The 23464-nt window shown below is 63.3% G+C and carries 21 protein-coding genes and 1 other RNA gene; 4 read left to right on the top strand and 18 right to left on the bottom strand.

Going from position 1 to position 23464, the window contains the following annotated elements; genetic code table 11:
- Window positions 1-135: 135 nt before the first annotated feature.
- The 10 genes from FYJ74_RS02325 to FYJ74_RS02280 all read right to left on the bottom strand — a co-directional run bounded on the left by FYJ74_RS02325 (window position 136) and on the right by FYJ74_RS02280 (window position 12560).
- Complete coding sequence (locus FYJ74_RS02325) at window positions 136-1533, bottom strand: S-layer homology domain-containing protein (RefSeq protein WP_154528002.1); 1398 nt, start codon at window positions 1531-1533, stop codon at window positions 136-138.
- A gap of 228 nt (window positions 1534-1761) precedes the next feature.
- Complete coding sequence (locus FYJ74_RS02320; RefSeq protein ID WP_154528001.1) at window positions 1762-2127, bottom strand: helix-turn-helix domain-containing protein; 366 nt, start codon at window positions 2125-2127, stop codon at window positions 1762-1764.
- 366 nt (window positions 2128-2493) lie between these two features.
- Entirely contained in the window at window positions 2494-3660 is a 1167-nt protein-coding gene (locus tag FYJ74_RS02315) for an efflux RND transporter periplasmic adaptor subunit (RefSeq protein WP_154528000.1), read from the bottom strand.
- 11 nt (window positions 3661-3671) lie between these two features.
- Entirely contained in the window at window positions 3672-5117 is a 1446-nt protein-coding gene (locus FYJ74_RS02310; protein WP_154527999.1) for a TolC family protein, read from the bottom strand.
- Window positions 5118-5148: 31 nt separating this feature from the next.
- Window positions 5149-8193 (bottom strand): efflux RND transporter permease subunit, encoded by a 3045-nt coding sequence (locus tag FYJ74_RS02305; RefSeq protein WP_154527998.1) that lies wholly within the window; start codon window positions 8191-8193, stop codon window positions 5149-5151.
- A complete protein-coding gene (locus FYJ74_RS02300; protein WP_154527997.1) occupies window positions 8190-8810 on the bottom strand; it encodes a TetR/AcrR family transcriptional regulator in 621 nt (206 codons plus the stop codon). Before FYJ74_RS02300 ends, FYJ74_RS02305 begins: the two co-directional genes overlap by 4 nt.
- A 260-nt stretch (window positions 8811-9070) precedes the next feature.
- An RNA gene (ffs, locus tag FYJ74_RS02295) (signal recognition particle sRNA small type) lies at window positions 9071-9169 on the bottom strand.
- Between the two features lie 133 nt (window positions 9170-9302).
- Window positions 9303-9671, bottom strand: coding sequence for a YegP family protein (locus FYJ74_RS02290; RefSeq protein WP_320793932.1), 369 nt, complete (start codon window positions 9669-9671; stop codon window positions 9303-9305).
- 241 nt (window positions 9672-9912) lie between these two features.
- The gene (locus FYJ74_RS02285; RefSeq protein ID WP_154527996.1) at window positions 9913-11553 is read right to left on the bottom strand and encodes a hypothetical protein; all 1641 of its coding nucleotides are present in this window, start codon (window positions 11551-11553) and stop codon (window positions 9913-9915) included.
- Window positions 11554-11765: 212 nt separating this feature from the next.
- Window positions 11766-12560, bottom strand: a complete 795-nt coding sequence (locus FYJ74_RS02280) for an ankyrin repeat domain-containing protein (protein ID WP_154527995.1) — start codon at window positions 12558-12560, stop codon at window positions 11766-11768.
- 195 nt (window positions 12561-12755) lie between these two features.
- On the opposite strand from FYJ74_RS02280, the gene FYJ74_RS02275 reads away from it, so the two are divergent.
- Genes FYJ74_RS02275 through FYJ74_RS02260 form a run of 4 tightly spaced genes read left to right on the top strand, consistent with a single transcriptional unit; the run spans window position 12756 to window position 16031 of the window.
- Entirely contained in the window at window positions 12756-13256 is a 501-nt protein-coding gene (locus FYJ74_RS02275; RefSeq protein WP_154527994.1) for a DUF6921 family protein, read from the top strand.
- Window positions 13253-13789: a pilus assembly protein PilX gene (locus tag FYJ74_RS02270; protein ID WP_320633790.1), complete on the top strand. Its 537-nt coding sequence runs from the start codon at window positions 13253-13255 to the stop codon at window positions 13787-13789. The genes FYJ74_RS02275 and FYJ74_RS02270 overlap by 4 nt, the downstream gene beginning before the upstream one ends.
- A complete protein-coding gene (locus FYJ74_RS02265) occupies window positions 13786-15330 on the top strand; it encodes an FAD-binding protein (protein ID WP_154527993.1) in 1545 nt (514 codons plus the stop codon). Before FYJ74_RS02270 ends, FYJ74_RS02265 begins: the two co-directional genes overlap by 4 nt.
- Window positions 15327-16031, top strand: a complete 705-nt coding sequence (locus tag FYJ74_RS02260) for a succinate dehydrogenase/fumarate reductase iron-sulfur subunit (RefSeq protein ID WP_326830850.1) — start codon at window positions 15327-15329, stop codon at window positions 16029-16031. Before FYJ74_RS02265 ends, FYJ74_RS02260 begins: the two co-directional genes overlap by 4 nt.
- A gap of 105 nt (window positions 16032-16136) precedes the next feature.
- On the opposite strand, the gene FYJ74_RS02255 is transcribed toward FYJ74_RS02260, so the two are convergent.
- Genes FYJ74_RS02255 through FYJ74_RS02220 form a run of 8 tightly spaced genes read right to left on the bottom strand, consistent with a single transcriptional unit; the run spans window position 16137 to window position 23279 of the window.
- Window positions 16137-16823, bottom strand: coding sequence for an ABC transporter ATP-binding protein (locus tag FYJ74_RS02255; RefSeq protein WP_154527992.1), 687 nt, complete (start codon window positions 16821-16823; stop codon window positions 16137-16139).
- Window position 16824: 1 nt separating this feature from the next.
- Complete coding sequence (locus FYJ74_RS02250) at window positions 16825-18033, bottom strand: ABC transporter permease (RefSeq protein WP_154527991.1); 1209 nt, start codon at window positions 18031-18033, stop codon at window positions 16825-16827.
- 2 nt (window positions 18034-18035) lie between these two features.
- Window positions 18036-18461, bottom strand: coding sequence for a DUF4418 family protein (locus tag FYJ74_RS02245; protein ID WP_229769314.1), 426 nt, complete (start codon window positions 18459-18461; stop codon window positions 18036-18038).
- A 10-nt stretch (window positions 18462-18471) separates the two neighbouring features.
- A complete protein-coding gene (locus FYJ74_RS02240; RefSeq protein ID WP_326830849.1) occupies window positions 18472-18882 on the bottom strand; it encodes an FMN-binding protein in 411 nt (136 codons plus the stop codon).
- Window positions 18883-18897: 15 nt separating this feature from the next.
- A complete protein-coding gene (locus tag FYJ74_RS02235; protein WP_154527989.1) occupies window positions 18898-19590 on the bottom strand; it encodes an ABC transporter ATP-binding protein in 693 nt (230 codons plus the stop codon).
- 2 nt (window positions 19591-19592) lie between these two features.
- The gene (locus FYJ74_RS02230; protein WP_154527988.1) at window positions 19593-20801 is read right to left on the bottom strand and encodes an ABC transporter permease; all 1209 of its coding nucleotides are present in this window, start codon (window positions 20799-20801) and stop codon (window positions 19593-19595) included.
- A complete protein-coding gene (locus FYJ74_RS02225) occupies window positions 20791-22077 on the bottom strand; it encodes an ABC transporter permease (protein WP_154527987.1) in 1287 nt (428 codons plus the stop codon). The genes FYJ74_RS02230 and FYJ74_RS02225 overlap by 11 nt, the downstream gene beginning before the upstream one ends.
- Window positions 22078-22091: 14 nt before the next feature.
- Complete coding sequence (locus FYJ74_RS02220) at window positions 22092-23279, bottom strand: Fe-S-containing protein (protein ID WP_229769313.1); 1188 nt, start codon at window positions 23277-23279, stop codon at window positions 22092-22094.
- Window positions 23280-23464: the final 185 nt, after the last annotated feature.

Here is a 23464-nt window from a genome sequence, read left to right as displayed (position 1 = left end):
TCTGCCGCAGCGTCACCAATATAATCGATCATACCTCAAAGCGCGCGCCGCGTCACGAACTTTTCACAACGCGCGAAGATGCGAAAAAGCGGAGCTGCCGAAGCAGCCCCGCTTTTTGCGTTGGCAGAGATTCGCTTAGAAGTTCAGCAGCGTGCGGAAGCGGATCTGGTTGTTGTCGTAGTCGGGAGCGAGGAAGCTGCCGTCCATGTCGGCATAGGCCAGCTCGAAGTAGAGGTTGGGGCTGTACTGGTAACCGATGGCCACAGACCACTCCTTGGCATCCCAGAAACTGTCGATGTCATACTTGACGTAGCGCTCGATCGTGCTCCACTTGTCGTTCCACTTCTGCTTGGCCTTGACGAAGAGGACGTCCACGTCGTCCGGCAGGATGACGCCATCAGAAATATCGCCCGGCCAGTCGATGTCGCTGAAGGACCAGGGGCTTCTGTCGATGTAGAAGCCCTCGTCGAACTTGGCGTACTCGACCCACAGGCTGGTGAACTTGAGCACGTCCTGGCTGACGTCGAGGATAACCTTGAACGCCTTGGGATCGTCGATGGCGGCGCCGTCGATGTCTTCCATGTAGTAGGCGCCCTTCAGCTCGAGGCCGTCCATGAAGCTGAAGCCGAGGCCGGCCCAGTAGGTCTTGTAGTTCACGTCGTCCACGTTGTACCACAGGCCGTTCAGGCTCAGCCAGAACTTCTCGCTGAAGTCGAACTTCAGGCGGGCGCCGTAGTACTCGTCGCTGGCGTTGTCAGCGTAGATGTTGCCGCCCTGGTTGGAGGCCGCGAAGCCCTCGACGGTGAACATGCCGCGGTTGTACTTCAGGTCGAAGCCGCGATAGTTGGCGTCCATGTTGAACGCGTCGTTGTCGTCGTACAGTCCGTCTTCGTCTTCCCAGTCGAGGTAGAACTGACCGCCGCGCATCGTCAGGCCTTCCAGACCCATGAAGTCCTTGGCGGTGACCCACCAGCGGTCGAAGTTACCCCTGTGCCAGCGGGCGTCGAAGCTGACGCCGTCGCTCAGGTCGCGGTGCAGGAACAGACGGGCGCGGTTCATCGTGAAGCCGTCATGACCAGCCCCCACAGGTTCTCCCTTACTATCAAAGACATCGTTATCCCACGCGTTGTAGTCGAAGCGCATCTGGCCGGTGATCTTCCATCCGCCCAAGCCCTTCTCGAGCGCGCTCAGGCGGCTGTCGAAGCCGTCCACTTTCACGCCCAAGGCTTCCAGCTCCGGCTGGAACTCCACCACCAGCGCCTTCAGCTTCTCCAGGTCTTCACCGCTCAGGCCGCCCGCGGCCATCATGCGCGCCACCATCGTGGCGATCTCGTAGCGGGTCATGGCGCGGTTGCCCTTGAACGTCCCGTTCGGATAACCCTCCAGGATTCCCTTCGCGCTCAGCTGCTCCACGGCGTCGTACGCCCAGTGGTTCATCGGCACGTCGCTGAACGGATTCGCGGCGAACGCCGGCGCGGCTGCGGCCGCCAGCGATGCGGCGGCGACTACGGCGAGCATTTTCTTCATACTCATTCTCAAAACTCCTCCTCAAAACGGAACCATGATTTGCGGCGTCTCATGACGCCGTTTCCCGGCCGTTCGGGGCTGAAACGAACCGTTCCGAACCGCGTTTGTGGGGAGTTTCCACGTTTCCTCGCCCGTCGCGCTTTCGTTTCGTCCCGTTTCACGCCTGATGCGGCCGTGAAATGTTGTTTTATGATGCACGAGCCTCCCGGCGGGAGGTTCGCCACACGCTTTCGGTCACGCGGAGTGCTCTTCGCTTCCGGCCTGTCCGCCGGCGATGCGCCGCTCGAGGTAAGAGAGGTGTTTTTTGAGCACATGGCGCTCTTCCTTGAGGTTTTTGATGCTGGCCCGGAGCAGGCGGTTCTCGACCCGCAGCCTTTCCGTCTCGCCCAGCTCGTCGGCTTCGCCGAGGCCGCGCCCGGTGCCGCGCCGATCCTGCAGGCCGGCGGCGCCGTACTGGCGGTATTTGTTGATCCATGAATAAATCTGGCCGTAGCTGACGCCGTACCTGCGGATCACTTTGAGGCAGTCGGCGCCGTTGTCGAGGTAGTAGTTGACGATCTCCAGCCGCTCTTCACACGTGGTCTGCCGTACCTTGGCCATGCGCGCCACCTCTCCTGCTTGTGTTCCAGACTTCTCAAGCACACTTTACTTTGCCATTTTACGAAAGATGCTTTTACGGACAATAGACAAAACCTGCTAAAATGCCTGTAATTCAGACAAATATATAATTATTGACTGGATAATAACTTTTAAACAAAATCCATACGGCACAACAGAAGCCGCCGCGCGGAGAAAAACATGAATCCTCAAAAAACAAAAACGAGGGCGGATGTTTGGATCGATTCCAATCATCCGCCCTCGTTCTTTGCGCCGCGAAGCGGCCGGCTTATTCCGTTTTTCCCGGCGTCTTGGCGGCGGCTCTTGTTTGGCCGTCCGCCGCCGCTTCGCGGCGGGAGTCGTTGGAGCCTACTCGGCGGTGATGACGAACTCGACTTCGTCGCCTTCTTTGACGTTGTTGCCGCCGGAGACGACAACGTCTTCGCCGATCTGCAGCCCGTCGGAGACGGTGACCATGCCGCCGGTAGCGGCGCCGGTGACGACTTTCTGGATCGCGGCCCTGCCGCCGCGGACGACCATGACGGAGCCGTCGGCGCGCAGCGCTTCGGTGGGAATGACGAGGGGGTTCTCCTCGCTGGTTTCGACCAGCAGCACGCGCGCGAACATGCCGGGGCGCAGCTTGAAGCCGGTGGCCTGGTTGTCGACGGTGATCTCGGCGCCAATGGTGCGGGTGGAGGTGTTGATGTAGGGATCGATCAGCGTCACGGTGCCGTAAAAGGTCTGCCCGATCAGGCTCTCGAAGGTGAGCACGGCGTCCATGCCAAGGCGCAGGCGGCCCATGTCGCGCTCGGGGATGTCGACGCGGGCCTTGAGGCGATCGACGCGGCCGATGCGCAGCACGTTGGTGGCGTCTTTGACGAGAGCGCCGAGGGTGAGGTCGTAATCGTCGAGGATGACGCCTTTAATCGGCGCTTTGAGCTGGTATTCGCTGAGCAGCACGGCCTGGGCGTCCAAATTGGCCTGGGCCTGCTTGACCTGCGCGGCGGCTTTGGCGTTGGCGGCTACGGCGGCTTGATAGGTGGTGCTGCGGGTGTCGTATTCCTGCTGGGTGGCGTAGCCCGACTTGCGCAGGCGGCTGTAGCGGTCGAGCTCGCGCTTGGCGTCGGCGAGCGTGACGGCGGACTGGGAGAGCTCGGCTTTGCTGACGGCGACCTGAGCCTGCATGGAGTTGTACTCGGCTTCCTGGTTGCGGCTGTCGAGAACGACGAGCGTGTCGCCGGCCTCGACGAGGTCGCCCTTGGCGACGACGAGATTGTCGATGCGCCCGGTGACTTTGGGATTGAGGATCACTTCTTCGAGGGCCTGGAGCGTGGAGGTGGTGTTGATGCCCTGCTGCACGCTGCTGAGGCGTTTGACGACGGCCACTTCGACGCGGGGCAGCGGCGCGGCGGGCTGTTTGGCGCGGGCTTCGGCACGGGAACCGAACCACGCGGCGGCCGCGGGGCCGCACGGGCCCGGCAGCGCGGCGGCAAGCAGCGCGGGCAGAAGATACTTTCCGACTTTGGCGAATTTCATGTGTATCGACCTCACTTTGTCTTCTTTCCGGAAGCGGCGCTTTTCGCCGGAGCGGCGGCGCTGCCGCGAAGATTTTCCTGAAGCAGGGCGCGCTCAATGAGGATGCCCTGCGCTTTCCACAGGCCGGCCTGCGCTTCGCGGCTGTCGCGAAGATACTGCGCCAGCAGCTGGAGCGCGTCGGTCAGCTCGCTGCGGGCCTGCAGCACGTCGATCTGCGTGTTGACGCCCTCGCGGTACCCCGATTCGGCGTAAGCAAGGCTCTCCTTGGCCAGCTGCAGGTTGGCGCGGCCGGCGTTGAGGGTTTCCAGCGCGTTCTGAAGGCTGAGCCAGCTGTCGGCGAGTTCGGCCTTGATGCTGTCCTCTTTTTCGCCCAAGGCGTGCTCGGCGGCCTTCAGTCCGGCTTTGGCGGCGCGGACGTTGCCGCTGGTGCTGCCGCCGTCGTAGACGGGAACGTCGAGGGTGAGCGAGGCGGTCCACTGATTTTTGTCGGAGACGCCGCCGAGGCCGCTCGACGTGTAGCCGAAACGGTAACCGCTGCTGAGGCTGAGCGTGGGCAGCATGCCGCTTTTCGCCACGGCGATCTCGTCTTTCCGCGAGGCGGCGGCGTAGCGCAGCGACTGATAATCGCCGCGGCGTTCGAGCACTTCGCGGACGGCCGCCTCGACGTCGTCGGGGATTTTGCGGGTGTCTTCCAGTTTGGGCAGATTATCCTCGAGCGATCCGGAGAGGGCGAGGTTCGTCTCGGGGCGCATGCGCAGCAGGCGGCACAATTCGATGCGTGCCGCCTCGAGATTGTTTCCGGCGGCGATGTTGCTTGCCCGGGCGTTTTCTTTCTGCTGGCGCACGCGGGTGAGGTCGAGGTTGGTGGAGAGGCCGTAGACGACGCGCTCTTTCAGCTCTTTTTCGGCGTTGGTGTAGTAGTCGAGCGCGTTCTCGGTGTTGCGCAGCACTTCGCGGCGGTACAGCACTTCGCAGTAGGCGTTCCAGACGGTCAGCGCCACGCTCTCGCGGGCGTCGCGCAGGTTCTGCTCGGCCTGTTTGACGCCGAGCTTTCCCTGGCGGGCCAGGGCCTGATTTTTGCCGCCGGAATAAAGGCTCTGGCTGACGGTGACGCGCGAAACCAGTTCGTTGTCGGGATAGTTCGGAATGTTGTCATAGGCGCTTCCCTGCCCCTGAAGGTTCAGCTGCGGGTTGAGCGCGGCGCCGGCAGCTTTGCTCTGCCCTTTGGCGCTTTCCACGTTCTGCTCCGCCGTCAGCACGGTAAAGTTGCGGTCCAACGCGATGCTCAGCGCCCGCCCCATGGTGAGGATGACCGCTTCTGAGTCGCCGGCGGCGCTGGCCGCGGGACGCGCGGCGTTCCGCAGCGCCTGAAGGGAGCTGGCCGCCGGCGCGCCCAGCGCGGGAAATCCCAGCAGCGAAAACGAGAGCGCCAGCGCGGCAGCTTGGATTCTTTTCATGATGTTCGCTTCTCCTCTCTTTCAACTTCAACTAAGGCAGCGCCTTCTGGAACAGTTTGCGTCCCAGACGTTCCTTGACGTTGTCCAGCACCAGATAGACGACGGGCACGACCAGCAGCGTCAGCAGCGTGGAGGTGAACAGCCCGCCGAAAATGGCCACCGACATGGGCTGGCGCGACTCGGAGCCTTCGCTCAGCTTCAGCGCCGCGGGAATGGCGCCGATCAGCGTGGACAGCGATGTGATCAGGATGGCGCGCAGGCGGCGCGGGCCGGCGTCGATGACGGCGCTGACTTTGTCCATGCCGCTCAGGCGGTTCTGGTTGATGAAGTCGACGAGGATGATGCCGTTGTTGACGACGATGCCGACGAGCAGGATGATGCCCATGTAGGCCATCACGTCAAGTTTGACGTTCATCGCGTACATCAGGCAGAAGGTGCCGGGGGTCATCAGCGGCAGCGAGAACATGACCGTGAAGGGATGCAGGAACGATTCGAACTGCACGGCCATGATCACGTACATCAGCGAGATGGCGATGAGCAGCGCCGTGAACAGGCGGGCGAACTCTTTCTGCATGTTCTTGGTGCGCCCCGAGGGCTGGAGGGTGATGCCCGAACCTTCGGGAATGTACTTTTTGCCGAGCTCCTGAATGTAGACCATGGCTTCGCCCATGGAATAATCGCTGGTGACGTTGGCGGAGATGGTCAGCGCGGTCTGGCGGCCGTAGCGTTTGATGACGCTGGGGGCCATGACTTTGGTGACGGTGATCAGGCCGGGGGCCTGCACGATTTCGCCGGCGCCGTTCTTGAACGAGACGATCTGCAGGTCTTCAAGGCTGGAGCGCTGGCCGCGGCGGGCCATGAGACGGATGTCGTAGCGGTAGCCGCCTTCCTTGAACACGCCGGCCTTGACGCCGCCGAAGTAGGCCTGGATCTCCGTGGACAGCGAGCGCACGTCGACGTTCATGGCGTCGGTCATGTTGCGGTCGATGGAGATGTTGAGCTGGGGCTTGTCGAGGCGCACGTCGGTCTCGACGTCGCGCAGTTTGTTCATGGTCTTCATCTCGGCCGTAAGCTTCTGGGCGAGCGCCGCCAGAGTCTCCGTGGGAGCGCCGGACATGACCATTTCCACGTCCTTGCCGCCGAACGTGGTAAAGTTCATGGTCACGTCGCGGAAGCCGGCCACGGAGTTGCGCACATCGTTCATGACGACGTCCTGGGCCTCGCGGGACTTGCGGGCGAGCAGCTGCACGTAGATGCTGCCCTTGTTCGACTCGCCGCCGCTGCCGGAGCCGGCGGAGATGATCGTGCGCATAACGCCGGGATGGCGGCGCGCCACGTCGGCGACGCTCTGCATGACGCGGCCGGTCTCCTCGATCTCGGTGCCGGAGGGTAGTTCGCAGTTAATGATGAAGATGCCCTGGTCGTCGTTGGTCGAAAAAGTGGAGCCGACTTTGCCGGCCACGAAGACGCCGAAGACGAAAATGCCCAGCGCGGCCGCCAGCGTCACGGTCTTGTGATGCACGGCCGCGGTGAGCAGACGGCGGTAGCCGCGTTCCAGAGAGCGCAGCAGCGCGTCGCAGAACTGCGCGGCGCGGCCGGGCGGCGTGATGCGCAGAATGCGCGAGCAGGCAAAGGGCGTCAGCGTCAGCGAGAGGATCAGCGACAGCGAAATGGTGACGACGACGGTGATGCCGAAGGCGTAGAAGAAGCGGCCGATGATGCCGCCCATCGTGGCGATGGGCGCGAACACGCCGATGGTGGTGAGGGCGCCGCCGAGCACGGAGAAGCCGACCTCGTTCGTGCCCTTGAGAGCCGCGTCGAACGGCAGCAGCCCCTTGTGCATGTGCGTGTAGATGTTCTCCAGCACGACGGTGGTGGCGTCGACGACCATGCCGACGGCCAGCGAGATGGCCATCATCGACATGTTGTTGATGGTGATGCCCAGGTACGACAGCACGCAAAAGCTGCCGATCAGGCAGACGGGCATGGAGATGACCGTCACGAACGTGGCGCGGAACGTCTGCAGGAAAAACAGCATCAGCAGCGAGCAGAGAATCACGGCCTGGATGATGTCGCCGCCGACGCCGTTCATGGAGCGGCGGATGAAGTCGGACTTGTTGTAGATCTGCTGCATCGTGATGCCCTCGGGCACCAGTCCCTGCATCTCGTTGAACTTGGCGACGATGGCGTCGCAGACTTCCACCTCGTTGGCGCCGCGCTGCTTCATGACGCTCATGACGATGGCGGACCGCTCGTTGACGAAGGCTTCGCTGTCCTCTTCCTCGAAGCCGTCCTCCACGTCGGCCACGTCGCCGAGGCGGATCACCACGCCGTTGCGCGTCGTGATGGGGAGGCCCTTGAGTTCCTCCACCGAAGAATACTCGCCCTCGATGCGCAGGTCCATCTTGAAGCGGTCGATGCTGAGGCTGCCGGCGGGAAGCTCGACGTGCTTGCTGGCGATGGCGTTGGAAAGGTCGCTGACGACCAGACCGCGCGAGCGCAGGCGCACCGGGTCGATCCAGACGCGGATCTCGCGTTCGCGCATGCCGGGCATGCTGACGTTGCCGACGCCGTTGACCGATTGGAACTGCACCTTGGCCACCTTGTCGGCGAAATAGACTTTGTCCTTGTAAGGCGCGTCGCCGGCGATGGAGAACATCACCAGCGGCGAGTCGCCGATGTCGTACTTGGCGATGATGGGCTGATCGGCCTCGTCGGGCAGATCGGCCTGCGCCGCGTTGACCTTGTCGCGCACGTCGGCCGCGGCGGCGTCGATGTCGCGGGCCAGATCGAACTCCACCACGGTGACGGCCGCGCCCATGTAGCTGGACGAGCTCAGGCTCTCGATGCCGGAGATCGTGTTGATCTGCTCTTCCAGCACGTCGGTGACGTTGTTGTCCATCACGGCGGCAGTGGCGCCAGTCATCGTCGTCGTCACCATGACGACCGGCAGATCGACGTCGGGGGTCTGCTGCACGCCCATGCGGGAGTAAGAGAACAGCCCGAAATACACCAGTGCCAGCGTCAGGACGACGACCGTCACCGGCCTTCTCAATGATGTTTCCGTAACTTTCATTTTTCCTCCGTACAAATGCCGCGCAGAAGCAGATCGGCGATCAGCCCGCGGATCTTCTGCGAATTCGTGTCCAGGCCGCAGTGAAAGCGGCTGCCCATTTCCACGCCCATCAGCGACGAATGGAGCGCGGCCGCCATCAGGACGGGATCGCCGGGGCGCACCGAACCGTCCTTCATGCCCCGCTCCATGACGGCGGCAAGAACGTCGTGCACGCAGTCCATGGCCGCATCGTCAGCGGCCGTCCCCTCCGGACTGGCCCGTCTCATCACCACGTCGCCGATGGCAAAATGAAGGAAGCGGAACTCCTTCATGCCTTCGATCGACTTCAAGACGATGCGGCGCAGCAGCCGGCGGGTGTCGCTCTCCCGTACCATGTCGCGCCGGATGCGGGCGGCGATCTGACGGGCCAAAGTTTCACGGATGAAGAGGATCACGGCGTCCTTGTCGCGAAAATAATTGTAGACGGTACCTTTGGCCACGCCCATGCGCACGGCCAGATCCTTCATCGTGAAGCGACGCCATCCCGCCTCGCGCAGCATCGCGCAGGCGCACGCAAAGGCCTTGTCCCGCACCGCCGCCGTGATCAACTCTTTGTTCTCGGCCGAGAGTTTCGGCACGCTTTCCGCCTCCTTTCGCGCCGTCGCAAGACGGCAAGTCAAAATAACGACCGTCGGTCATTTTTATTCGAACGAAGATATTATAGCCGCCGCCCGGCCATCTGTCACCGCTCCACTCCCGCGGCTTAATTACAAAAGAGAGAAAAAAAACAAACCCCACCACGGAGAAACGGCGAAAAACGGCGTCGCGCTTTTCTCCCGCTCTTCTCCGTGGCGGCCGTTGTTTTTTTTCGCGCCGCACGACGAAAAAGCCTCCCTCAGGAGACCCAGAGAGCCGTGGCACCCGAAAAGATCCTCTTACCGCTGCTTCCTTCCGGACCTGACGGGATTCGTGGTTTTTCGCCGCACGGGGCTGGGCCTCCTGCGAGAGGCTTCAGGCATATTTTAACAAAATCCGCGCCCTTTGCAAGGGCGCGGCGATAATGTTCCACGTGGAACACTTGAATCGAAAAAAGATAACGACAGGATTTATCGCAGATGCGAAAAAACGAATTACGCCTTTTCGACGGAGGCGTTCGGGGCGTTTTTGCGCACGCTTTCGATGCCGTTCAGGCAGCCGGCCTTGGCTTTGTAGCCTTCGGAAACGGCGATGACCTGGCCGTTGCGGGCCTTGAGGCGGAAGCGGAACTCGCCGGCCTTGTCGGCGTAGAGTTCGAACTTCGGGTTCTTCTGGACGGCAAAATCCTTCTCGGTCTGGTCTTCCAAGACGGCCTCGGCCGCGTTCTTCACCACGCTGGCGACGCCGTTGCGGCAGGCCGCCTCGGTGGTGTACACTTCCGAAGTCGCGATCACCTCGCCGTTACCCGCTTTCAGATCGAACTTCAAGCCCGACGCGACGCTTTTCATCACAAATTTCGCCACTTTCGTCTCCTCCTTTGGTAAGCATATTTCATGAAACTGTTCTCAGCTTATCAGACTTTTATCAAAAAGCAAGCGGGGATCACGACGAAAAACGGATTTTCGCAGATTTCTTTCGATCGGGAGCCGCCGCGTCGAAACGGAGCCGGGAGCCGCGGGCAGCCGTCCGCGCGCTCCGCTTCGCGGCTCTCGCGCGGAGGGGCTGGGGAGCGTCCGGCGTTCGAGCCTCTTCTCGTTTCGCCGATCAAAAACCGAAGGCCGTCAAATAACACATGACGCAAAAGGACGCGATTCCAAACCAGGCTGCCAGGCAGAACGGCGGCTTTACCAGCAAAAGGAGGAAGGCCGAGAGGCCGCTTGCCGCTTTTTTCCACGTGATTTCGGTCTTTTTTCTGTAGCGCTTCTTTCCGCCGTCCTCCGCAAGAGTATAGATCCACGGGGTATCATAAAGCCTTGCAATGCCGAAGACCACAAAATAAATCGGCACGACGGGGACCGCGACGCAGAACCATACGGCCGAGCCGCCGAGAGTCAGCCTCGCAAAGTCGAATCCATTGAGAAAGAGCGCGATGATCGCCGGTAAAAAAATGACCGTGAAACTCAGGAGCGCGATCCCCATCATCCGTTTCGGCGATTTGAAAAGATAGATGACGGGCTGGACCCTGCCGTCCAGTTCCCTCAAGAACACCGGCCGGGCCACCTTGCGCTCCAGAATCTCTTCGCGGAGGACAAGCTTTCCTCCGTCCCTGCGGAAGGTCCGCTCTCCCGAGGTGAATATCTTTCTGTAAGACCCGATCTCCCCGCGGTTATTCGCGAAATCGCCGAGCATGCACAGATAGACGATCAGATAAAAGATCCCGAGCATGCCCGCGATGCCCAGGCTTTCCCCGCGGTCCATGCCGGAAAGCGCCATCGCGGAAAATGTGGCGCCGACTGCCGAAAGCAGCGTTACCATAGCTTTCAGCCACCATGGCAGAGTGACGTAATACGTTTTCTTCTCCGCGCGGACGCTGACTTTGCCCGTCTGTCCGTTCACGGCCGCGCAGATATCCCCGCTGGAAATATAATAGACCGGCAAAAGCACTGGCAGCCTGACGGCGGACTTTCCCTCCGTATCGACCTTGATCGCCTTGGTGCCCCACATCTTTTCCAGCTGCGGCCTGTAGTTTTCCGAGATCTCTTCCGTCATCCGCCTTTCGGCTTCGGCGTTGGATATATCCGTTATCTTTACATGCTGTCCCGCGACATAAGCGAAATCGAAGGCTTCAAGACCGTCCAGATCAAACGGCTCCATGGCGTCCAACAGTAAATTGTCGAGCTGTTTCGAACCGTTTACGAACTCATCGTTCACAAAACCGTCGAAGCCGTAGACCTTGGCCGTCCTCCCGCAGCTCACGCGGCAATGCACCGGGCCGCGCACCATCTCATAGGGAAGATAGAATCCCTTCAGCTCGGGGATCATGCCCCGCAGATGCTGCGCCTCTTTTTTGCGCCTGTTCCGGTCGCACCATTCTTCCAGCCTTTGCTGCGCTTCCGCTTTCGCGAGCCTGAACGGGATGACGCTCTCCGGCAGTCCCGCCTCGTACAGATACTCTTTCCGCACCAGGCTCCTGCCGCAGAACGCGCATTTCGACAGAGCCTCGTTTTCCTCGAACACAATCGTTGCGCCGCATCCGCTGCAGGACGCGGACTCCAAAGAGAACGCCTCCGCGGACTTCTTCATCTTTTTCTGCTGCGCGTTCCGGTAATCCTTTTTTTCCTCCAGCGCGGCCTCGACCTTCACCGTTCCGCCGCAGTAGCCGCATTCATAAACCTGATGGACAATGTCAAAATTTGCCGGCGCCCCACACTGAGGGCAATGGATATTCAATATCTTTTTCCCCATAGCGCATTTTCCCTTTCGAACGCTGACAAAGGGCATCATCTCGCTGCTGCCCAGATCCGGAACCGAAGAAGCGCTTTCCATTCGAAAAAGGCCGAACGCAAGGGCGCTGCGAGCAAAATCCGCAAAGCGGGCCGCGCGGCAGCCGGGAGAGCTGTAAGCGGCCGGACTCCTTCGGAGGGCGGGCACTTATCGTTTTCTATCAAAAACCAGTATCACAGTTCCTTCTTTTCGAAATAATAGAGACGGGACAGCCGGCTGTTCAGACGGGTCTTGTCGGCATCGCTCATCAGCGGATTCTGTTGGAGCAATCCCGCCAGCGCGCCCTGCTCCGCTTCGCCGCCGGGGCGGGCCCCCGCGCCGAGGAGCAGCTCCGCCGCCTCGGTCGTTTTGTTGTAGACGGCGGCCAGTTTCAGCGGCGTCCAGCCGCTTTTGTCGCGGAAATTGGCGTCGGCTCCCGCCAGCAGCAGGAGGCGCACCACGGCAGACGACGGCACGACCTGCTTGAGCGCGTGCATCAGCGCGGTCATGCCGTCGCGGTCGCCGCGGTCGATCTGCGCGCCGGAGCGCAGCAGGATGTCGACGACGGCGGCGTCGCGGTTGTAGGCCGCGGCGTACATCAGCGCCGTGCGTCCCTGGCGGTCGCGCGCGCCGACTTTCGCTCCCGCTTCGACGAGCAGGTCGACGACGACGGCGCTGCGTTTCTGCGCGGCGATCATCAGGGGCGTGGCGTGTTCGCCGTTTCTCGCCTCCAGGGGCGCGCCGTGTTCGATCAGGACTTTCAGCGCCGCCAGACTGGAGTTGGAGTTCAGCGCCGCCATGAGCGGCGTCACGCCCCGCTCGTCGCGGGCGCCGGACAGGGCGCCCCGGCGCAGCGCCGTTTCGATCTCCGCCGCCGGGCCGCGCGCGCACAGCGCGATGAACTGCTTCACGGCCGTCAGCTCGCTGCCGGCGACGAAATCTCCGTCCGCGTCCGGAATGATGCGGAGCTGTTCGTACTTTCCGTTCATGGCGTTCACTCCCCTTCCTTTATGAGTTTCATTATACAGAAGATCGGAAGGTTGGGAACAGACGAAAAAATCTCCGCGGGGCCGTTTTTCGCGCCGCGCCGTCGGCGGGCGTGTTCTTTCCCCGAAATTGCGGTACAATGGGGCTAAAGTTTGAGAAACCTAACGCAGAGTGGATCTTTCGGGAAGGGTGAGAACATGGTCAAACACGCGTTTTTGGCGACGGCACTGGCGCTGGGGCTGATCGCCGGAACGGGCTTTTATTACCGCTCGCGGCTCGACGCGCTTTCGGCCGCTTCCTCGGGGGCGCGGCGCGCCCGCGCCGGCGGGAAGGAGCTGGACGGGCTCTACCTGCTGGCGGTCAACCCGCGCGCGGACGCGTCCGGCGAACTGCTGCGCGGACTGCGCGAGGCCGCGCTCGGCCGCGAGGCGCGCTTTCACGGTCCGCGGGAACTGAAGCTGGCCTACACGACCGACGAAAAGGCGCTCGGCGTTTACGCGCGGCGTCTGGCGCGCCGGCTGGAACGCGCCGGTCTGAAGGTGAAGCTGAGCCCCTGCTCGCCCGTGATGCTGCGGTCGAAGGCGCTCGCGGGCAAGTACGACCTGTTCGTCGCGCCGCGGCGCGTCATCCTCATGAGCGACATCGGGCGGCTGGGCGCGCTGACGCTGAAAACGCGGGAAATGGAGCGCGCGCTGTGAGGCGGCTCAACGCGCTGGTCACGGCGGCGCTGCTGGTCCTGCTGGCGTGGCACGGCATGTCGGGCAGCTTCATGCTGCTGGGCGTCAACGCCGGCACGGACAAGGCCGCGGCCTGGACGGCGATGGCGCTGGCGGCGCTGCACGGCGCCATCGGTCTGGCGCTGACGGTTCCGACGCTGCGAGCTTCGCGGCGCGGCGCGCTGTATCTGCGGCAGAACGCGCGCTTCTGGGCGATCCGTTTCAGCGGGCTGGCCCTGATCCTGCTGCTGTGCCTGCACGTCGGCGTTTTCGGCCGCGTTCGCTCGGGGCAGTTCGTGCTGTTCGAGTTCACGACGCTGAAAATGCTCGTGCAGGTCCTTTTGGCCGCGGCGCTGGCGCTGCACGCGCTGGCGGGGCTGGGGCCGCTGCTGGTCTCGCTCGGCGTCTGTCGCTACCGCGTCTGGCAGGGCGATCTGCTGCTGGTCTTTTCGCTGCTGCTGCTGTTTTTCGCGGCGGCGCTGATCTTTTATTACGCGGAGTGGCAGTGGCTATGAAGACGGTGCTGATCGTCGGCGCGGGGCTGGCGGGCCTGTCGGCCGCCCTGACCGCCGCGGGAAAAGGGAGCCGCGCCGCGCTCGCCTCGTCGATGCCGTCGGAGCGCGCCCAGTCGGTGATGGCCGAAGGCGGCATCAACGCGGCGCTGAACGTGAAGGGCGAGGACGACAGTCCGCAGCAGCACTTTGCCGACACGTACAAAGCCGGCTGCGGGCTGGCCGACGCCGCGGCGCTGCGCGGCATGACCGAGGCGGCGCCGGGCATCGTGCGCCGCCTGCTGGAAATGGGGACGCAGTTCAATCGGGCGGGGGGCGAGATCGACCAGCGCAATTTCGGCGGACAGAAGAAAAAACGCACCGCCTTCGCCCAGAGCAGCACGGGCAAACAGATAATGACGGCGCTGATCGACGCCATGCGCCGCTGCGAAGCGGAAGGGACAGTCGTCCGCCTGCCGCATCACGATTTCGTCACGCTGCTGTGCGACGGGCGCGCCTGCGGCGGCGCGCTGCTGCGCGACCGTTTCGACGGCTCTTTGTCGGAAGTCAGCGCCGACGCGGTGATCATGGCGACCGGCGGCATGCACGGCCTTTTTTCCGACACCACCGGCTCGCTGGACAACACGGGCGAAGCCGCGGCCGAACTGTTCCGCCTCGGCGCGGCGATCGCCGACGGAGAGTTCATCCAGTACCACCCCACCACCGTTCCCGCTTCGGGCAAACGCCACCTGATCAGCGAGGCCGCGCGCGGCGAAGGCGGGCGGCTTTTTACGATGCGGGGCGGCGAGCGCTGGTACTTCATGGAAGAAAAATATCCCGAGCTGGGCAACCTGATGCCGCGCGACGTCACCGCGCGCGAGATCTGGCGGGCGCGGCGCGGCGGCCCCGTGTTCCTCGACCTGACGGAGCTGCCCGAGAGCGTGATGAGCCGCAAGCTGGCCGGCGTGGTCGACACCTGCCTCACCTACCTGCGCCTCGATCCGCGCGAGCGGCCCATCCCCGTCGAGCCGGGACTGCACTACTTCATGGGCGGCCTGAAGGTGGACGCCGCGCACCGCGTCGCCGGGTTCGAAAACCTGTACGCCGCCGGCGAGTGCGCCTGCCTGTACCACGGCGCCAACCGCCTCGGCGGCAACTCGCTGCTGGGCGCCATTTACGGCGGGCAGATCGCGGCGCGCACGGCCATCGACGAGGCCGCCGCTCCCTCGCGCTGTCGCGCCGGCGAAGCGCCGCCGCCTGCGCCGCAGCGGGACGTGAACGCCATGCACGAAATCACCAAACGCTGCCTCGGCGTGGTCCGCGACGGCGAGACCATGGCCCGGGGCCTGAGCGAACTGGAAAAGCTTTCCGGCCCGCTGCCGCTGCTGGCCCGGGCTCTGCTGCAAAGCGCGCTGGCCCGCGAGGAAAGCCGCGGCGCGCACTTCCGCAGCGACTTTCCCGAACGCGACGACGCCGGATTTCGCCGCACCAGCGCGGCGCGTTTCGACGGCGCGCGCGTCGCCGTAACGTTCGAGGACGTCGGAAAGGAGGACGAGCGCCCGTGAACTTCGTCGTCCGCGTCAAACGCGCCGCCGGCCCCGGCGCGCCCGTTTTCTGGCAGGAATTCGCCTGCGAATGCGACGGGTCCGGGTCCGTCGCCGCCGCGCTGCGCGAACTGAACGCGCGCACGCCGCTGATCGACCTGAACGGCCGCGAAGCGCCGCCCATCCGCTGGGAATGCGGCTGCGTCTGCGGCAAGTGCGGCGCCTGCGCCATGCGCGTCAACGGCCTGCCCACGCTGGCCTGCAAAACCTTTCTCGGCTCTCTGGGGCGGACGGTCACGCTCGAGCCGCTGAGCAAGTTCCCGCTCGTCGCCGATCTCGTCGTCGACCGCGGCGTCATCTTCGAACAGCTGAAAAAAATCCACCTCTGGCTCTCCGGCAAGGCCGTGATGCGCGAAAAGACCCATGAACTGCGCTTTCAGTCGGCCCGCTGCCTGATGTGCGGCTGCTGCCTCGAAATCTGCCCGAATTTCCGCGCCGACGGCGGCTTCGCCGGCGCGCCGGCGGCCGTCGGCGCCTACCGCATTTTCAATCAGGAAAGCGACGCCGCCCATCGCGCCGAAGCGGCGAAACAATACGTCAGACGTTATTACTCCGGCTGCGGAACGTCGCTGGCCTGCCGCGACATCTGCCCCGCCGGCATTCCCGTGGACGAACTGATCTCCCGCAGCAACGCCGCCGCCGTCTGGCGCAGGCGATCGTGAGACTGCCCCCAAAAGAAGCGAATAAAAAACCGCGCGGACGAACGGGAAAAATTCCGTTCGTCCGCGCGGTTTTTGTTTTGCGTTCCGTTTCCCCGCAGTTCCCGTTTACGCTTCGAACAGGTTGCCCTCGTGCAGGCGGCCTTCGCTCATCGTGCAGACCCGCGTGCCGTATCTCAGCGAGTCGAGGTCGTGCGAGACGATCAGCAGCGTCACGCCCTCGGCGTTGAGACGAGAGAATTCCTCCATGATGCCGCGGCTGGACTCGACGTCGAGATCCGACGTCGGCTCATCGGCGATCACCAATCGGGGACGGTTGATCAGCGCGCGGGCGATCAGAACCCGGCGCAATTCGCCGCCGGACAGTTCGCCCGGGTACGAGCCGGCCGCCGCGCCGATGCCGAAGCGCTCCAGCAGCAAACGGGCCGCGCCTTCGCCGTCGCCGCCGCGCGGATAGAGGCAGAACGGCAGCATCACGTTCTCCAGCACGGTCAGATTGGGCAGCGCCGCCGCTCCCTGGGGGATGAAGCCGATGCTGTCGCAGCGCAGCCGCGACAGTTCCGCGTCGCTTTTGCCGGCCAGGTCGACGCCGTCCAGTTCCACGGCGCCGGACGTGGGCGCCAGCATCCCCGCCGCCAGGTTCAGCAGCGTCGATTTGCCGCTGCCGGAACGGCCGACGACGTTGACAAAATCCCTGCTCGCGACGGTCAGCGACACATGGTCCACGGCGAAGAACGAACGGCCGCCGCGCGAATATCCTTTGCACAGATCTTTCAGTTCCAGAACGGCGCCCATCTCAGTTCCCCCTCAGCGTGTCGTAAATGTCGGCGCGGCTGGCCCGGCGCGCCGAGAACAGCGCGCTCAGCACGCCCGTAAGGACGGAGACCGCCACGGAGGCGGCGCCCAGCAGGATCAGCGCCGTCCAGGACGGCAGCAGGAACGGCAGTTTCAGCGCGTCCGCCACCATCGGGCTGACGACGGCCACGGCCGCCGCGCCGAGAGACACGCCCAGCGCCGCGCCGTAGAGGCTGATCAGCGACGCCTCGGTCAGAGCCAGGGCGAGGATTTTGCCTCGGCTGGCGCCGATGGCGCGCAGAACGCCGATCTCGACCCTGCGCTCGTTCATGGTCACGGAGAACAGCAGCGCGATGACGATCACCGCCAGCAGCCAGACCAGACCGATGCCGCCGCGGATCATCCACGAAACCAGCGTCAGCGAAGAGGCGATGCTGTTGACGAACTTCTTGCTGAACAGCGCGAAAATATCGTCGTCGCCGAAGCGGCGGTTGATCTCCTGCGCCACTTTCACCGAATCGTAGCCCGGCTTCAGCTTGACCATCACCGTCGAGACGCGGCTGCCGTCGCTGGCGAGCGGGTGTTTGAAGATGTTTTCCGCCGCCTTGGCCAAGTCAGTCACCGTCTTGCGCGTCACGAAAACCGTCGAATCGAACCTCATGCCCGTCTGTTCCAGCCTTCCGGCGACGGGCAGATCGACGCCGAAGAAATGCAGCCGCTCGCCAGGTTCGCCGTTGACGCGGTAGCCGACGATCAGCTCGCCGTCTTTAAGGCCGCGCCCCAACGTCGCTTCCAGCCACGGGCGCACGATGAAGTCGCTCTCGTAATCCACGCCGACGATCTGCAGCGGATAGGAACAGCAGGAGGCGCGGATCGTCGCCAGAAAAGTCTGCGGCGACATGCGGTCGATCCCTTCCACGTCCCGCAGACGCTCGAGAACGTCCTTGGGCAGGTAGAACATCGACGGCCTGCCCGAGAGGATCACGCTGTCGATGTGGGGGTCGTACCCCGCCGGCACGACGATGACGTCGGCGCCGAGTCGGTCGGCGGCGCTGCGCGCGCCGCCGGACAGACCGACCGACATGACCGTGCCCGCGTACAGGAAAAACGAGAACAGCAGCACCGCGAGCACAAGGCAGAAACTCCGCCAGGGGCGGCGGCGGATGTTTTTGCGCGCGATGGCCTCCGTGCTCAGGGAAGCACCCGTCATCTTCAGCGGCCTCCTCTGACGAAAGACAGGATCAGCGAGACGACGTTCACCGCGACGATGGCGGCGGCGAACTTCCGCACAAACGGCATCGTCACGGCGCGGCAGGCGTGCGAAGCATCGCCGCACAGACCGCAGACCCACCCGGCGCCGCGCAGCGGGATCACGCCGGCAGGAACGAGCAGGCAGGCGATCGCCGCAACAATGGCTGCAAACGCCGCCAAAACGGCGGCCCAGCCGCGCCCGCGGCGCAGCAGCGCAAACAGCGACAAAACAACGACGGCCGCGCCCATGGCGACGATAAACAGCCCGGAGTAGTAGCACTTCATGGGGGCGCCGTGAGGGGTCATCTGCGAACAGACCGGCGCCAGCCGGAACGGCGTCAGCGACAGGACCAGCCCGAGCAGAACGTTCAAAGCTCCGAACAGCATGTTCACAATGTTACCTCGCCTTTTTCAAAGCTTCATGCACGGCGATCCGCATGGCCTTGTAGGTGACGGACGCGCCGGAAATGCTGTCCATCGTGTCCACGTCCTGCGCCTCGATCAGCATGTCCGGATACTTTTTCATCTCGCGCACGGCGCGCTGCGCCTGGCGAAAATCCTCGGCCGAGCCGTCCCTGCCGTGGTTTTCGTCCTTGATGTTGCCCAGCGCGTCGCGGGCTTCGAGAACGCAGGCTACGATCCTGTTGTCCTTGAGCGTCAGGATCACTTTGGTGTTTTCGCCGTCGTCGGCCTGATACTCGCCCTCGTAGACGCCGTCCCGGTACGTGACGCCGAAGAACTTGTCCTTCATGGCGAAAACGCCGCCGATCACAACGAAGACGGCGATCAAAATCAGAGTTTTCTTCACGATGCGCGCTCTCCTTTACGCTCTCAGCACGCCGCTGAAATTGGCGCGCTGGTCGATGTCCTGAACGATCTTGCCGTGCTCCAGCACGATCTTGCGCTGCGCCACGTCGCCGACTTCCGGGTCGTGTGTAACGACGACCAGCGTGACGCCCTCGTCGTGCAGACGGTGGAAGATGTCCACGACGATGCGCTCGTTCTCCTCGTCGAGGTTGCCCGTCGGCTCGTCGCCGAGCAGGATGCGGGGCGAGTTGATCAGCGCGCGGGCGATGCAGACGCGCTGCTGCTCGCCGCCGGAAAGCTGCGTGGGCAGGTGATGGGCGCGCTGTCCCAGTCCGACTTTTTCCAGCGCCTCCATGGCCTCTTTTTCGTCGGGCATGCTGTGGTAGTACTGAGCGACCATGACGTTTTCGAGCGCGGAAAGATAGCTGATCAGATGGAACTGCTGAAAGATCAGCCCGATCTTGTCGCGGCGGATCTTCGTCAGGTTCGCGGCGCTCTCGCGGCTGATGTCGGCGCCGTCGAGGATGACGCCGCCCTCCGAGGGAGTGTCCATGCAGCCGATGACGTTCAGCATCGTCGTCTTGCCGGAGCCGGAAGGCCCCATGATGGACAGCCACTCGCCTTCGTTCACCGTCAGGTTGATATGCGAGAGGGCGTGCAGGTCGCCGTAGATCTTGGAAACATCTTTCAATTCGAGAATCTTACCCAATTTTATTCCCCCCTGAGCACGATCGCGGGATGAATGTCCATTACCCGGCGCACCGGCAGGATCGAAGCGAGCACGGTGATCGCGATGAAGACCGCGATGGTAACGGGGATGATGGGCCACTGGAAGTTGATGGCCCGGCCGAAGACGCTGAGGCTGACGCGCTGCGCGAACTCGAAGCCGAGGAACACGCCGATGACGCTGCCGATGAAGCCCAGCAGCGCGCCTTCGCCGAGCAGTTCGCCCATGACGAGGCGGTTCTCGGCGCCAAGCGCCTTTTTCAGGGCGATCTCGCGGCGGCGCTCGGCGACCATGGCCATCATCGTGGTGGAGACCGAGATCATCGTGATGATCAGCACCACCACCGTAACCAGCAGCACCAGCGCCTGCAGCTTGCCCAGCACGATGTCCTGCGACTGGGTGAGACGGCGCACGGCGCGCGGCTGGATGCCGGGCATCTTCGTCTCAAGGTCGGCAGTCAGTTCTTCCATCTGCTCGGAATCGGCGACGACGCTGCACTCCACCACGTCGCCGCGGAAGCTGTCGCCGATCAGATTGTCGAGCATGTCCACGTCGGCGAAGATGAAGCCTTCCTCGGCGCCGCCGGTGGTGACGATGCCGCAGACGGTCAGTTTCTTGGCGAAGTTCTGTTCGCCTTCGTCGCGGCCGCGGTTCTCTTCCGCCGACAGGTTCTGCCCGGAGGCTTCGGCGCGGCGGCCGTATTTGACGCCCAGCACGGTGAACGTGTCGCCGATGGACAAATTCAGCGTCTCGGCGATCTCCTTGCCGACCATCACCCGGTCGGGCGCGGCGGCGCTGCCCCAGTCCCCCTCCACGTACCAGAAGGGGCTGTTCTTCTTCGCCTGCGGCAGGTCGGTGCCGGCGATGATATAGGGCTGCTCGTTGATCTTCACCGTCTGGTAACGGTACGGCGCCATGCCGACGATGCGGTCGGGGCCGATGAGGGCGCGCACCCGTTCGAGGTTTTCGCGGCTGATGCGCGCGTCGCCCTTGGGCAGCAGCAGCAAATTGGCGCCATAGGAGCGGAATTCCCGTCCCAGCTGGCGCGGAATGTCATAATAGATCGTCACCAGACCCGAGAGGATGGTAGCGCCGATGGCGACGGCCAGCACGGCGATGATCAGCCGCGAGGCGCGCCGGATCAGCGAACTCGTCACCATCTTGAGGTACATCTTCCGTCTTTTATTTGCCATGGAGGACCTCCGTCGGTTTCAGGTTCAGCAGATAACGGATCGCGGGGATCGAACCGAACAGCGTCACGAAGAACAGGATCACGGCCACGATCACGATCACCATCTGGGCGATCTCGATGGAGGAGCCGAAGACCGTCCGGCCGATGATCTGCGCGAAGCCGATGCCGAGGAAGTACCCCAGCGCGCCGCCGAACAGGCTGGTCACCATCACCTCGACCAGCACCAGCAGCACGATCTGATAGTTGCGGGCGCCCAGTGCCTTGAGCAGGCCCAGTTCCTGGCTGCGCTCGATCACGCTGGCCGTGATCAGGTTGGAGATCGCCAGCGCCGAGCCAATGGAGCTGAGGATCGTGATCAGGATCATCAGCAGCGTCGTCTTGCTGAGGATCGTCCCTTCCGACTCCGCCACCTGACGCACGGCCTTGGCCACGCCGTCGCGCACCACTTCCTGGATCTGATGGCAAATGGCGCTGACGTAGGCCGTGCAGTACCACGTCTCGTACTCGTCGGGCGAGAGGCCGCGAGGATCCTGGGCGGCCTTGCGCGCCAGGTCGTTGTCGGGCGTGGTCAGCGCCGAGACTTCGAGGCGCGAGACCTTGCCGGGCAGGCCCATGAGTTCCTGCACCATTTTCAGCGTGCCGACGATCTGGCCGTCGGCAGCGCCGCCGTCGTTGAAAATGCCTTTGACGGTCACTTTTTTCGTCATCCCGCCATGAGTCAGCGTCAGTTCGCTGCCGACCTCGGTCCGAAGCCGCGACGCCAGCGCGCCGCCGACCATGACGAAATCGTCGTCGTTTTCGCCGAGCCAGTCGCCTTTCAGGTCGATCTGCCACCAGTTGCGCAGCGGGCGCAGGCCGGTGTCGATCTCCTCGCCGGTGTTCAGCACGGCGTGCTTCTGCACCCAGGTCCCCAGCAGCGGCGCTTCCTCGCCGCCGTTGACCTGGGCGCGCCCGTCGATCATCGGCGCGAAGTCGATGATGTTGAAACCCCAGAAGATGGTCTTGAGCTTGAGCACGTCCTCTTCGTACAGGAATTTGTCGGTGACGCCCAGCCCCTCGCTGAGGCCGTAGAGATCGTTCATCAGCGCCGCTTCCTTGTGGCGCACGGTGATGTTGGCGCCGTAAACTTTCAGCTCGCGGTTGACCTTGTCGCCGACGCCCAGCATGACGTTCATCATGGCCGTGGACAGCGACACGCCGAGAATCACGGTGAAAGCGATCATCAGCATCTTGCTCTTCTGGCGGGCGAGCGTCCGCCAAATCATTCTCCAGAACATGTATGCCCCGCCTCCTACCTGAAGCGCCGTTCGTGGCGCTCGAGCTCCCTGACATCGATGGAGATCCGTCCTTCCCGCACCTCGTACGGGAAAGGGATCGGGTTGCAGCCGCCCTTGAAGCCGATCGTGTTCTTGTTCATGACCACGTCGCAGCGGCGGCACACCACGTCGTCGCCGCGCTCGAAATAGCCGGCGATGCCGCAGATCTCGCAGGCGTCCAGCCCGACGCCGTAGGCCGTGCCGACGGGCTTTTTGACGACGAGAAAGCGCACGTCGTAGCCGTTCGGCGTGATATAGGAGAACTTGTGCAGATGCCCGTCGGACACCTGAGCGAGATCTATGGAAATAACGCCGTCGCTCAGATCGTAAGCTTCCGGCGGCACTTCCGCCGGCGGCTTGGTGTCGTAATAATGAAGGACCGTCACCGTCAGCGCCGCCGCCAGGGCCCAGGAGAACAGGCTCCAGGACCAGCGGCGGCAGTTGCGCAGACGGGCTTTTTCCCTGCGCAGCAAGGCGCGGTTGGCGAACTCCCCTTCGGGGCGCCGGTGCGTGACGATCACCCACAGCAGCATGACCAGCCCCAGCAGCAGCTGCGCGAAGAGGAAGTAATTTCCATATTCGTCGCCCAGGACCATGATCTCGAACACGAGATCGCTGAGCGGGATCATCTTCAGCCTTTGCAGCGAAGCGACGGCGTTGAAGCCGTACTCGACGAAGAAAAAGAGCACGGACGCGCCGAGAAACAGCATGCCGCCGCGCTCGCCCAGAGCGCGATGGACTTTGAACGAACTCAAGCCCAGCAGCAGGCACAGCACGAGCCCGAGGGCAAAGCCGATCGCGCGCAGCAGAGCCTTGGTGCTGAGGCCGCTCTCGCCGAAATAGACGAACTCCTGAGTGAATTGAATCACGGACGGCGTCAGATACATAAAGGCGACGCCCATCAGCGCCGCCAGCAGCACGACGCCCAGCGTCCGCCAGACGCCTTCGACGCGACGCAGCAGCAGCGAAAGCGACGCCCACAGAAGGGCCGCGGCGGCGACGGCGGCAACGGCGACGACGACCCAGCGGTTGAACCGCGTCAGAGGCAGATTCATGCCTTTGGGATCGTACATGCGCACTCCGAAGACCACAAAGCCGAGAAGGATCCCCGCCGCCATTCCGCCCCAGGCGATCAGACGGCCGATTCTCTCTCTGCTCCGCATCACGAAGCTGAGGATCAGGCCGGTCAAAAACGATAAGGAGGCAAGATGATCCGTGACCGCAACAAGATATTTTAAAATGGGACTGACCCCCGATCTCAATAAACAGCCAAAGCGGGGCGCTGTTCTGCTCTTACGGCAGCGCAGCTCCCCGCATATTCAACTTCTTTTTCTGCTTATACCTCGAT

Origin of the sequence: Pyramidobacter porci (assembly GCF_009695745.1) — a bacterium.
GTDB lineage: Bacteria > Synergistota > Synergistia > Synergistales > Dethiosulfovibrionaceae > Pyramidobacter > Pyramidobacter porci.
This window is presented reverse-complemented; position numbering and strand designations above follow the sequence as displayed.